Raw genomic sequence first — 10,533 nt, 5'->3', positions numbered from 1 at the left:
CACAAAGTTTTCCTACTATATCCCAAGTAAGCTCTCTAATAGGACTTTGACTTCTACCCATTAATACTTCATAACCTTTATACATAATGACTAAAGTTATTATGATAGAAAATAATACGCTAAGTTCAGCAATCTTATCATTTGTGCCCACTTGTCTAATAGCATCAACAATTTGCTGTATGCTTTCGCTTAAAATTTGAAAAAAATTCATTATTTTTTATCTCTTTTAAAATATGTTGATACTTCTTCTTCAGTGATTTTTTCATTTCGAAGTTCTTTTGATGATTTAGAATACTTTTGCATATCCTGATCTATTTTTATATTTCTTTGATTTTCATAACTTGCATTTGCTAATTCTACTTGTCCTTTAACCATTTGAATTTTTGCCACTTCTAATTGAATTGCATTACCCACGTCTGTGCTTTCTTTTATATCTTTTGAATTGATTAATTTATCTTGCAATTTTTTAAGTGTTTGGCTTATGGTATCCATTTGTTTTGAGGCTTGATTATAAGTTTCTACTTGTGCTGCATAAGTGATAAGATTAATTCTACAAATGTTTTTTTCATTTTGGCTCATATAATCAAAATCACACCTGTCAAAGCTTGTATATTTTCCAAAGATTTCATTACCTTTATCGCTTAAAAAGCTTTTCGGATCTCTTAAAACATCGTTATAAAAAGATTGAATATTTTCTCCAGCTTCTGCAAAGTCTGAATAAATTTGTTGGATATCTTTTAAAAAAGATACAGAATCTCTTACACCTGTTTTTGATAAAAGTTCATCTTTGTAAGCTTGTATTTGTTTTTGATAATGTGATACGGTTTCAGTCCATCTTGAAGCTTGTTTAGCCCATTCTGCTATTTCTTTGGCGTTTTGAATAGACATTTGTTCATTAGCAGTTATATCTACCACAGGAATACCAGCACTAAATACTAAGCTAGGTAAGACTACTAGAGAGACAAAAATAAAGATAGATTTTTTAAATTTTTGGATATAATTTTTTGGGGTGTTTGCCACAAGGTTCGCACCCTTGTGGCTTAATTTACACTCCGAAAGGAGGTGATGAAATTGAGTTGCATAAATCTCATTATTATAATTATACTCCTTTGTATAATTATAGTCAAGGCTTATTAGCTTTGCCCCATTTTTATGGGGGTGAGATTTCCTTGTGGCTACATTTGTATTAAAAATATTTTTTTTCATTTTGTTACCTTTGAAATAATTTTTTTGTTTTTTGCAAAGATCTATTTTTGTCCTTAGCCTTAAAATACTTGTGCTTCTTCGGATTCTATATTTGTGTTTTCATAATCAATATCTGGTTCTTTCGGCGGAACTTGCGGTGTTTGTGTTTTGTTGTCATCTTTATCTTTCTTACCAAGCCAATAAAATTTGGATACAATTACGCTTAATATTGTTTTAGCATTTCCATCTTCATCTTGATATTGATTAGAGGATAATTCTCCACTACACGCAAACTGTGCCCCTTTTTTAATATGAGTTGAAGCACTTTCTGCACTTTTACCAAATAAAACAATAGGTATCCAAGTTGTGCTACTTTCTTCATTACCTCTTTCATTTTTCCATCGCTTAGTAATAGCAAGAGAATTTTTCGCATAAAGCTTTCCGCTATTTGTAGTGCCTACTTCAAAATCTTTTCCTAAGTATCCGATTAAATTTACATTATTCATTGTTTAACTCCTTTTTGTTGATGTAATATTTTTTCATCTTTTGAACTCCTTATTTATAGGTTTAACCACATTTGTTTTTTTGGTGTTAAATTCTTCCAATTTTGTTTTAAAATCATTTGTAGATTTGTCTTTTTGTGGTATAATATCTCCATTAACAGAGTTGTGAAAATTGCGGTCATTAAACTCTCGGTGAGGCTGACCACGCTCACCCCTCTCTGTTAAACTATGAGTGGTTAATAGTTTATGTCCCTCTCCAAAGTCTCTCTCGCCATATTTAAGAATATTTCCATCATTTGCTTTTACACTCCAATCATAGCCTTGTTGTTTCGGATTATATTTAGCCTCCACATTCTTAGCTACCTTAGGGAATGAAAGCATTTCTTGTGTAGTAACCATTCCTCTTAATTTTGGATTATCTAAATGCTTTTTAATTTCTTTATCCATAAAATCTTTATCTACTTTAATATCTCCTACATTGCTTTTAACCATTGTATGTGTTTTATTTTCTTTTAACACTTTATACATTTGGGAACTTTCTTTTTTAGATTGTCTATCCCAAGCAATATCTTTAAGATTGACAATTCTTTGTTTAATTGCATTGATAGTTGTTTCAAGTTGTTTAACTTCATTTTCTAAAGCTAATATTTCTTGTTGGAGTTCTTTATCGCTCATTTTAACTTCTTTGGATCTTTTGGTGTGCGATTATCGACAAGATAGTTTAAAGAAAAAATATTTTTAGCTTCTTTAGAATAGGGATTATCTGTGATAATCACACTAACCTTATAATCGTTTTTAGGTAATTTGGGATAGATTATTTCCATTAAATCCGTCAAATATTTATTAGGACTTTTGATTTCATTCCTTAAAAGTTTTTCCATTTCATTAAAGGCATTAATAAAAGCGATTTTAAATCGTAAAGATCTCTTACCTTTAAGTCTCATTGCTAAAAGTGAAAAACCATCACGAGATATTTGATAAGCTGTTCTAAGTTCTCCTTTTAAGTCTTTATATTTAACTAATCCAAAATTGGATTGGTATTTCAATTCCCCTATTTCTCTTAAGTCTTTCAAAATATTTTTAATATCTCTTAAAACGTGAAAATGTTTTTTTCCAAAAACTTTAGCTACATCAATACTAGTGCAAAAGATTTGATTATTTTTATTTTCAAAACTAACCTTTTGATTATTGATATTAATTGCATTTATATCGCCCACTTTTTTCTCCTATGAGTTTTTATAAAACTCTTTTAACTCTGCTACTTTTTCATCAAGATTTTTATTTTCTTGTGAAAAAATCTTTTCTATAGTGTCTATATGTGCTGTTCCAGTTGATAATATTTTTAAATTTTCATTACCCAAAGAACTAAGATCAAGAGTGCAAATTACTTTTTCATCTTGCCTTTTAATTAAAAATTGTCTTTTAGAGGGTTTAAAACCTTTAATGATCATATATTCATCGTAGCTTAAACCTATTCCATTTACATACTCTTCTTCTTTGGCTTTTGGATTTGGTAAAAATATCATTGTTGCTGATTGTTCTATAAGTGTTGTTGCGTTTTTGAGTTTTAAAAAGTCCTCTATACTTTGTGTAGCAAGTCTTAAAAATCCGTTTTGCTTTCGAATGGTTTTAAATTTGTTTTTAACTTCTTCTTGCACAATTTCATTTTCTAGCCACTTCCAAGCTTCATCAATATCAATACAAAGTCTTCTGCCGTCTGCTAAAGACATTACACGCCAAAGAATGTAATAGCTAAGTATTCCTGATACATCTTTATCATCTAAAAATTCTGTGCCATCAATTCCAAACAAATTAATATCATCAGGAAAATCTAAATTGTCAAATTCATTATCAAAAACCCAGCCAAATTGTTTGCCTTTTTTAAAAAGTGCTAATCTTGACTTAAGGGAATTATCATCATCGACATTCTCAGTTAAATTTTCAAGTAATAAAGAAATAGGATATTTTCTTTCTTCTTTTTCAAAGCCTTTCATAACAGAATTAACGGCATTGTTAAGCATTTCTTCTTCCCTAGTTGTAAGAATTTCATTATTTCTAGTTACTAAAAGTTTTATTAGAGATTGAAGTTGTCTTATGTTTTCTTGTGTGCTTTCAACCATAAAAGGATTAAAACCCGTAGGCTTACCATTTTCAATACTAATATATCTACCACCAGCACAAAGAATGTTACCTAAAGCACCTTTGTCCTTATCTAAATATACTGCCGTAAATTTTCTATTTTTTTCAGGAATATCATCAGGAAAAGTGTCTTTATTTGCATATTTAAGCATTTGATCTACAATAAAGTTCATAAACACGGTTTTACCACCACCACTTTGACCCAAAATCAAAGTATTTGCTAAAAATAATTCTCCAAAATCATTTTTGTTTGGACCAGAGTTCTGATGAAAATTGAAATAATAAGGTTGTTTGTTTGGTGTTTTAAGAACGCTAACGGCATCGCCCCAGCAATTTTTATCTCTTTTTCCTATAGAAAAGTTATGCAAACCAATTAGCGATGAATAATTGATTGATGAGATAAGATTAATACGTGGGCGTATTGCAAAGTTTGATGGTAATTGTGAAAAAAATGTCGCAGGTAAAGCAATTGTTGCTAAAGTTACACCAAAGCCTAATTCATTCATTTTAGTAATAACGCGATTTGCATTATCTTTACACTCTTTTATGGTGTTTCCATATACAAGAATTGAAAAATGATATTTTCCAAAAGAAATTTCTCCATTTGTAAGTTGATCTAAAGCCTCATCAATTTGCTCTACTTGTGAATATCCATCATCTTCAGTTGCAATGAGTTGTTTCTTTTGTTTAGAAATTGCTGATTTCGCATCCACTCTAGGAATAGGTGAAAAACTTTGAGTTATAATATATTCCACGTCTAAATACATCAAAATATCTAAAATTCCTGCAAAAGTTTCACTTGTATAATCTTTAATTTCAATACATCTTGCAAATCTTTTTGTGCCATTATTGCTATTAAGTTGAATAGTATCGTGCCCAAATTGTATATTTTGTAAGTTACCATTTAAATATTGATCTATAGGACTTGGTAATACTCTTACAGGATTAAATTTACCACCAAGCAAATAATTATAAAATTCTAATTGTTGAGAGTATGTTTTATCATCTTTGGAATATGTTTTTAATCTTTTTGGATTAAAATCTTTAATATTTGCTTCCAATCTATCAGTAAATTCGCTAAATTTAGCTAGAAACATACTAATTGTTTTTCTTTTATTTTCAAAAGAACTTTTTATAAAAGTTGTTTTTTCTATTTTAACTTTTAAAGGATTGAAAATTAATGTTAAATACAAAGAATTTTTTCTAAGAGTTCCTTGTTTAAAACTTTCATAATATCTTCTGTCAATTTCTTCCAAAAAAGCATTGTTAAATTTTGAAGTTAATTTATCTTCAATAGAATATCTACAATTGTGAAAATAAAAACTTACAGGTTCATTTGCAAAAGATTTAAATAACATATTCAAAAGATCATTTTTAATATCTAATTCATCGTCTTCCTCTGCTTCAAAGCTAATACCATTAATTTCCCAAGTTGTCATCAGAAAATAATCTTTTGTAATCACTACAGAATCATCTATGAGTGATGAAAAAGGGATTAGCTTTTCAAAATTAGGTTCTGCATTAAGTCCGAAAACAGATATTTTTGGAAAATTAGAATTTTTTGGCATTTGTCTATAAGAGTTTGTGCTATAGGTTTTAACCTTATAATAATTCTTAGAGGCAGGGTTAGAGAAAAATCTCATTTTCAAAAACATTAATCGAAAAATAAAGTCATCTCTTTTTGTCATTGCCTTCATAATAAAAAATACGGGAATAGAAAAGCCAACTAAGAAAATGTTTCGACTATAAAATGCGATTAAAATGATACTTCCCATTGCTATAACAAAAGGCGTCATTGGAACACCAAAAATCATAGGGGGACGTGTTAAGCCTTTGAAAAGCGGATTTTTCTGCATTTTTTATCCTAATTTTTATGTAATGATATAACCAGCTATTGCTGAAGCTGATCCAAAAATAACGCCACCGATAAAAATAGGTGCAACTTCTCTAAGAGTTTGTCCTTGAAACATAATTTTGGAACCACCCCACATAAATGCAATTGTAAGTAAAACAGCACCAAGTGCATATAATGCGGAACTTAGATTTTCCATAAATGTATTGACCTTATCAATCCCACCTGCCCCAAATGCTAAGACAGGAATAAGTAAAATTAACGACAATAAGACTTTTTTCATTATTTCTCCTTATTATTAAAAAATGTTCGTTAAATTTTTATTATTTATATATAAAAAAGGTATAAATTAATCGATATATTATGTTACAATTAAGTCTGTTTATACCATTTTAAATAAATTAAGAAATTTGTAGTAGGAGAAATATGGTTTTAGCGTATATAAGAGTTAGCACTAACAAACAAGATATAGAAACACAAAGATATCAAATTTTGCAATATGCATTTAAAGAAAAACTAAATATTGATGAATTTATAGAAGTTCAGCAAAGTTCTGCTAAAAGTCCTCATAAAAGAAAAATTAATGAGTTAAAATCCAAAGTTAATCGAGGTGATATATTAATTGTTTATGAAATTTCAAGGCTAGGCAGAAGTATGTTTGAAACTATGAATTTAATTTTAGAGTTATCAGAACAAGGAGTTCAATTTATTTTTCTAAAACAACCTGAGCTTAGCAGTTTTAATAATGCTCATTCAAAGTTGTTGTTAAGTTTTTACACTTATATGGCAGAAGTAGAAAAAGATTTTATTTCCCAAAGAACTAAAGCAGGACTTGAAAAAGCTAGGGCAAGTGGAAAAATTTTAGGGCGTCCAGTAGGAAGTTATTCAAGTATGTATGATGAGAATATAGAAATTATTAAAGAATTGATAAATAAGGAGTTATCTTTAAAGTCTATTTGGAAATTTATAGGTAAAAAAGGTAATTATGTTAGTTTTTATAATTTTTGTAAATCGAGAAAGCTAATAACAAAAAATTAATTATATATTAAGTTTTATAAAATATAATTTTAATTTAACGAACCTTTTTAGAAAACAATGGTAACTAAAAAAGACTTAAAAAAGAATAAGAAAGAAAAAATATTAAAAGTTATATCAAGTTATGTTGATGATCTAATGCAACTTGAAATAACTATTAGTAATAAAATAACAGGCGAAGTTAAAGAAACTAACGCAAGTAACTTTTTAAAAGATATTGGCTCAATGCTAATAAATAGAGATTGGGGATATTCAAAAATGTTTAATGAGATTTTTTTAGAACAATTTATGAAACCATTTATACCAGAAAAAACATATAATGTTTTAGCATTTTTAATTTTAAATAGAGATAAAGAAAATTGCATTTTTGCTACTGCTGAAGTAATAGCTAAACATTGTAATACATCGCTAAAAATGGTTAGAATTGTTTTAAAAGATTTAATCAATAGCAAAGGAATAACCAAAATTCAAAATGGAGTTTATCAATTAAATTTAGACGCTATTTTCAGTGGAAAAACTACTGCAAGAAAAGAAGCAAAAGACAAATTTACAAAAGATTTTAAATTTTCTTTTATTGAAAAAGAAAGACGAACTACAAACACAAATCAAAGAGCTTTACGCAAAAAGGCGAACTAAGGGATTTTAATTTTATGAAAATGTTCTATGAGAATTTTATAAATGTTTTAGAAGTTTATTTTGCTGGTTCAAGCTTTAAAGTTAGTGTTTTAAAATTTTTATTTTTAAATGCAGATAAAGAAAATTGCATTTTTGCTACAAGTGCAGAAATAGCGGAAGCTTTGGAAACAACTCGTCCAGCTGTAAGCAAAGAATTAAAAATTTTACAAGATTGTAACTTTATTAAAAAAGTTAAAAATGGCGTTTATCAAATTAACGTAGATTGCGTTTTTAAAGGTTCTCACTCTCAAAGAATGATCGCTAAAGAAAAATTTACAAAGCCATTAAAAAAGCCATAGGGATTTTAATTTTATATTGTATAATTAAAGAATTAGTTTTATAAAAGGAGATTAACAATGTATGCAGTTACTTTTGATATTGATACAAATTGTTTAAGCGATAATAATATATCTAACTCAAAAGCTTATAGTGATATCCGTAAATTTATGGAAGCTAACGGCTTTAAATGGCAACAAGGAAGCGTTTATTTTGGAAACGAAACAATAAATGCTGTTACTTGTGTTACAACAATACAAACATTAGCTAAAACTTTGCCTTGCTTTTCTGCTTGTGTTAAAGATGTTAGAATGCTTAAAATTGAAGAAAATAACGACTTAATGCCTGCTGTTAAAGCTGTGTTGTGATTCATCGCTCATAACCTCCTTTTTGTATTACATTCCGATCTTGCTTAACAAAATCTTTCAATCTATCTTTAAAATGGTTATTTAACTCTTGCTTTTTCTCATACTCTCTTAAATCTTTTAAAAGTTTTTCAGCTTGTTTTTCTTTCCTGTATTGAAGTTGATAACGGCTTAAATGCTTTCTCTCTTTTTTATCTTGATTAATTTGCATACCTAAATTTTTAATAACTTTTCTTTGCATTTCTTTAAATTCTAACTTACTAAAACTCCTTAAAATAGTCCTGTGAGTTTTAAAATCATAGTTTCTTAAAATAAGGTGTGCGTGATAATTTTTAAGCGTTTCACCTGTAAGCTCATTTTTATGTCCCTCATCACGATGTATTGCTATATGCACCGCTTGAAAGGGAAAATCAGCTTTTTTCAAAGCTTCTTTTATGTCTTTTATAGTGTGATGTTGTTCTAAATTCAAAATAGCTTCTATAAAAGGTTGGGAATTTTTAGGCATTTTTCGTTTGTGGTGTTCTAAATAATCATCTTTAATAATTTTTTCATAATCTTTTAAATAATTTTCTTGTGTAGGCTCTAAATTTTTATCTTGTAAAGTTTGTATAATATTATCGCTTAATTGTGTATATTCGTTTGGTTCTCTTTCATTTTCTGGCAAAAGATAGTTTAGATCTTTTTCATTTTTTCTTTCATTATGTTTTAACCAACCAGAAAAACTTTTTTTCAAATTTGCTTTTGAATAATTTTTTTTAGTTCCAAAATGTAAGTTACCTTTAAGCTTTGAATTTCTACCGCTAATTTTATCAATCGCTTTTTTAAATTGTGGATTATCTCCAACTTTTTTTACTCTAAATTTTAACTCTTCCCAATCTGATTTAGTCATTTTTTTACTCTCTATTTTGCTATAAATTCTAAAAATTTATTTTTTCTTATTTTTGGTGTATAACAGAATAGCAGATATACATCTGCTAGTTCTGTTTTTTGCTTCAATCTGCTAACGCATCTTAAAGACAAAAAATATACACCAAAAATAAACCAACTCCAAAAAATAAGATTATTAAAATAATCTTATTCTAAATAAGAAACAGGTAAATTTTTTTGCTCTAAAATTTCATTTTTTTTATTTTCATTTTGATTTTTTTCTAATGAAAAATCTTTGATAAGTTCTCTAATAAAAATTGAAAAATCGTGTGAATTTTTAAAACAATCTGCAAAAATAGGTTCAAAAGTTTTAATAGTTATTTTTATTCCTTGTTCCTGTAACATTTTTAAATTTTGATACTCTTTGGTAAGTCTCATTAGATCGTTATTATATTGTGTAAAATATTCTATTAATTTAAATAATCTTTCTTTGTCTAATTCCATATAAATCCTTAAAATAAAGTCGGTTGATTTTCATCTCGTGCATTCTCTAATTTTTTTAAAAAGTCTTTAAATTCTTGTGTATCTTTTAAAACCTGTATTACAAATTGATTAGCATTGCTTAAACTATCTAAGAAAGCTTTTAAGTCGGCATCAACTCGTAAGGAATGGATATTGCTTTTAAAGTAATTTTTCATAGTTTATCCTTTAATTAAAATATAAAAAACGAATATAATTAAAATAAAAATTGATAAAAATGCAGAAGTTAAAAATAAAAATTTAAAATAATTTTTAATAGTGAATATACATAATTTAAAATATTTTTTTGTTTTAATCGGCATTTCTAGCCCTTTCATACATTTTTTTCGCAAAACTATAACCGCCTTTAGCACCTTTAATACTAGCCCCCGCACCTTTACCTAATAATTTTCCACCGACTTTTGCTGCATTTACAGCTTTTCCTGCAGTTTTACCTCCAGCCATACCTGCTAATCTACTAACAGGATTTAAAACACTACTCATTGCCATACCCATTGCACCTTCCATTGATACATTTGCCACTTTTTCAGCAAAGGATTTCATTACAATAATTAAGATCGAAAAAATAACACAATTTACTAATAAAATCATAGAACTTCCAAGAGCTTCTACACCATTTTTCAATTTATATTCTATAAAATTAGACCAATTATTTACTTCAGTCATTAAAGTTCCAATAAATAAGCCTACAAATAAAATTACTAGCGTATTACTTAGTAATAATCCAAGCCATTGCACAAAAACATTTTTAGTAGCTTTAAAAATTAAAAGCCAAAATGCAATAGGTGAAAAAATAACTAATAGAGTGTGTGTAAATTGTGTTATTACTATTATTGAAAAAGCTATAACGCTTAAAAGTAAAAAGGATACATAATTTATAACCATACAAATTATAGCGAGAAAGGAATTAGCTAAGCCGCTCAATTTATGCCATATTACGGAATTTATTTCAGCTATATAAACGCCAAATTCATCTAAATTTTTATATAAACTTATTCCACCTCCAGCCCATTCATACAATCCGTCCATTGCTGAAATCGTTAAATCTAACCAACCGCCTAAATTTAAAGCAAAAGTAATGGCACAAAGTTTTCCT

The 10,533-nt window shown here is 27.9% G+C and carries 14 protein-coding genes and 1 pseudogene; 4 read left to right on the top strand and 11 right to left on the bottom strand.

The window, feature by feature from the left end:
• The 7 genes and pseudogenes from CQA75_RS08350 to CQA75_RS08320 form a co-directional block, all read right to left on the bottom strand.
• Positions 1-211: pseudogene (locus CQA75_RS08350) on the bottom strand (type IV secretion system protein); the annotation flags it as partial.
• On the bottom strand, positions 211-1,206 hold the full coding sequence (locus tag CQA75_RS08345; RefSeq protein ID WP_137624530.1) for a type IV secretion system protein: 996 nt from the start codon (positions 1,204-1,206) through the stop codon (positions 211-213). The gene CQA75_RS08345 and the pseudogene CQA75_RS08350, both read right to left, overlap by 1 nt.
• A gap of 59 nt (positions 1,207-1,265) precedes the next feature.
• Positions 1,266-1,691, bottom strand: a complete 426-nt coding sequence (locus CQA75_RS08340) for a single-stranded DNA-binding protein (protein ID WP_137624529.1) — start codon at positions 1,689-1,691, stop codon at positions 1,266-1,268.
• A 33-nt stretch (positions 1,692-1,724) separates the two neighbouring features.
• Positions 1,725-2,363, bottom strand: coding sequence for a hypothetical protein (locus CQA75_RS08335; RefSeq protein WP_137624528.1), 639 nt, complete (start codon positions 2,361-2,363; stop codon positions 1,725-1,727).
• Positions 2,360-2,896 (bottom strand): Rha family transcriptional regulator, encoded by a 537-nt coding sequence (locus CQA75_RS08330; protein ID WP_407920029.1) that lies wholly within the window; start codon positions 2,894-2,896, stop codon positions 2,360-2,362. Before CQA75_RS08330 ends, CQA75_RS08335 begins: the two co-directional genes overlap by 4 nt.
• Positions 2,897-2,914: 18 nt before the next feature.
• Positions 2,915-5,683, bottom strand: a complete 2,769-nt coding sequence (locus tag CQA75_RS08325; protein ID WP_137624526.1) for a VirB4 family type IV secretion/conjugal transfer ATPase — start codon at positions 5,681-5,683, stop codon at positions 2,915-2,917.
• Positions 5,684-5,698: 15 nt separating this feature from the next.
• A complete protein-coding gene (locus CQA75_RS08320) occupies positions 5,699-5,962 on the bottom strand; it encodes a TrbC/VirB2 family protein (RefSeq protein WP_137624525.1) in 264 nt (87 codons plus the stop codon).
• Positions 5,963-6,105: 143 nt separating this feature from the next.
• Here CQA75_RS08320 and CQA75_RS08315 point away from each other — a divergent pair, with 143 nt between their 5' ends.
• Genes CQA75_RS08315 through CQA75_RS08300 form a run of 4 tightly spaced genes read left to right on the top strand, consistent with a single transcriptional unit; the run spans position 6,106 to position 8,033 of the window.
• Positions 6,106-6,717: a recombinase family protein gene (locus CQA75_RS08315; protein WP_137624524.1), complete on the top strand. Its 612-nt coding sequence runs from the start codon at positions 6,106-6,108 to the stop codon at positions 6,715-6,717.
• A 57-nt stretch (positions 6,718-6,774) separates the two neighbouring features.
• Complete coding sequence (locus CQA75_RS08310; protein WP_171000096.1) at positions 6,775-7,350, top strand: replication/maintenance protein RepL; 576 nt, start codon at positions 6,775-6,777, stop codon at positions 7,348-7,350.
• Positions 7,351-7,364: 14 nt separating this feature from the next.
• Positions 7,365-7,688, top strand: coding sequence for a replication/maintenance protein RepL (locus tag CQA75_RS08305; protein WP_137624523.1), 324 nt, complete (start codon positions 7,365-7,367; stop codon positions 7,686-7,688).
• A 57-nt stretch (positions 7,689-7,745) separates the two neighbouring features.
• Complete coding sequence (locus CQA75_RS08300) at positions 7,746-8,033, top strand: virulence factor (protein ID WP_137624522.1); 288 nt, start codon at positions 7,746-7,748, stop codon at positions 8,031-8,033.
• Position 8,034: 1 nt separating this feature from the next.
• Here CQA75_RS08300 and CQA75_RS08295 read toward each other — a convergent pair whose 3' ends face one another.
• From CQA75_RS08295 to CQA75_RS08280, 4 genes are all read right to left on the bottom strand, one after another.
• A complete protein-coding gene (locus CQA75_RS08295; RefSeq protein ID WP_137624521.1) occupies positions 8,035-8,919 on the bottom strand; it encodes a hypothetical protein in 885 nt (294 codons plus the stop codon).
• A 185-nt stretch (positions 8,920-9,104) separates the two neighbouring features.
• On the bottom strand, positions 9,105-9,401 hold the full coding sequence (locus tag CQA75_RS08290) for a hypothetical protein (RefSeq protein ID WP_137624520.1): 297 nt from the start codon (positions 9,399-9,401) through the stop codon (positions 9,105-9,107).
• A gap of 8 nt (positions 9,402-9,409) precedes the next feature.
• A complete protein-coding gene (locus CQA75_RS08285; RefSeq protein ID WP_137624519.1) occupies positions 9,410-9,595 on the bottom strand; it encodes a hypothetical protein in 186 nt (61 codons plus the stop codon).
• A gap of 133 nt (positions 9,596-9,728) precedes the next feature.
• On the bottom strand, positions 9,729-10,533 hold an 805-nt coding region (locus CQA75_RS08280; RefSeq protein ID WP_137624518.1), incomplete at its 5' end, for a type IV secretion system protein.

It is taken from the genome of Campylobacter taeniopygiae (genome assembly GCF_005406225.1).
In the GTDB taxonomy this organism is placed as follows: Bacteria; Campylobacterota; Campylobacteria; order Campylobacterales; family Campylobacteraceae; genus Campylobacter_D; species Campylobacter_D taeniopygiae.
This window is presented reverse-complemented; position numbering and strand designations above follow the sequence as displayed.

What these genes read in the sequence shown, in the direction of transcription:
- CQA75_RS08320 (WP_137624525.1), bottom strand. Translation starts at nt 5,962, where the DNA reads ATGAAAAAAGTCTTATTGTCGTTAATTTTACTTATTCCTGTCTTAGCA.
- CQA75_RS08305 (WP_137624523.1), top strand. Translation starts at nt 7,365, where the DNA reads ATGAAAATGTTCTATGAGAATTTTATAAATGTTTTAGAAGTTTATTTT.
- CQA75_RS08335 (WP_137624528.1), bottom strand. Translation starts at nt 2,363, where the DNA reads ATGAGCGATAAAGAACTCCAACAAGAAATATTAGCTTTAGAAAATGAA.
- CQA75_RS08325 (WP_137624526.1), bottom strand. Translation starts at nt 5,683, where the DNA reads ATGCAGAAAAATCCGCTTTTCAAAGGCTTAACACGTCCCCCTATGATT.
- CQA75_RS08315 (WP_137624524.1), top strand. Translation starts at nt 6,106, where the DNA reads ATGGTTTTAGCGTATATAAGAGTTAGCACTAACAAACAAGATATAGAA.
- CQA75_RS08300 (WP_137624522.1), top strand. Translation starts at nt 7,746, where the DNA reads ATGTATGCAGTTACTTTTGATATTGATACAAATTGTTTAAGCGATAAT.
- CQA75_RS08310 (WP_171000096.1), top strand. Translation starts at nt 6,775, where the DNA reads ATGGTAACTAAAAAAGACTTAAAAAAGAATAAGAAAGAAAAAATATTA.
- CQA75_RS08285 (WP_137624519.1), bottom strand. Translation starts at nt 9,595, where the DNA reads ATGAAAAATTACTTTAAAAGCAATATCCATTCCTTACGAGTTGATGCC.
- CQA75_RS08295 (WP_137624521.1), bottom strand. Translation starts at nt 8,919, where the DNA reads ATGACTAAATCAGATTGGGAAGAGTTAAAATTTAGAGTAAAAAAAGTT.
- CQA75_RS08345 (WP_137624530.1), bottom strand. Translation starts at nt 1,206, where the DNA reads ATGAAAAAAAATATTTTTAATACAAATGTAGCCACAAGGAAATCTCAC.
- CQA75_RS08290 (WP_137624520.1), bottom strand. Translation starts at nt 9,401, where the DNA reads ATGGAATTAGACAAAGAAAGATTATTTAAATTAATAGAATATTTTACA.
- CQA75_RS08340 (WP_137624529.1), bottom strand. Translation starts at nt 1,691, where the DNA reads ATGAATAATGTAAATTTAATCGGATACTTAGGAAAAGATTTTGAAGTA.